This window comes from Pseudomonas sp. Fl4BN1 (assembly GCF_009908285.1).
Classification (GTDB): Bacteria; Pseudomonadota; Gammaproteobacteria; order Pseudomonadales; family Pseudomonadaceae; genus Aquipseudomonas.
The window spans coordinates 1-413 of record NZ_JAAARM010000125.1; the positions used below are offsets into that span (position 1 = coordinate 1).

Here is a 413-nt window from a genome sequence, read left to right on the forward strand (position 1 = left end):
GTTGTAGCGTTCGACCCGCTGGCGCACGATTTCCACCGCCTCCAGGCCCATCAACTTCATTTGCCGCACACCGTCCTTGCCGATGATCCCCTCAAACTGCTCAAGCCCGTGGCCGACGCCGCGAATCAGTTGCCCGCCATTGCGTCCGCTGGCGCCCCAGCCGATCTTGTGCGCTTCGAGCACAATCACGCTCATGCCGCGCTCGGCCAGCTCCAGCGCCGTGTTCAGGCCGGAAAAGCCGCCGCCCACCACGCACACATCAGCCACATGCTCACCTTGCAGCACCGGATGATCGGGCTGCGGCAGACTGCTGGCGGCGTAATAAGAAGCGGTGTGCTGGCTGCGCGGATCCGGGGCGCTCATGTGATTAATCCTGATTATTCATGTTAGAAAAATTTGACGGAGCATAAGCC

Annotated in this window: 1 protein-coding gene; it reads right to left on the bottom strand. The window is 61.3% G+C overall.

The genetic code is table 11. The annotated features are described in order from the left end of the window. A partial coding sequence (locus tag GV818_RS33875) for an NAD(P)/FAD-dependent oxidoreductase (protein ID WP_161778762.1) occupies positions 1 to 363 on the bottom strand: 363 nt, incomplete at its 3' end. Positions 364 to 413: the final 50 nt, after the last annotated feature.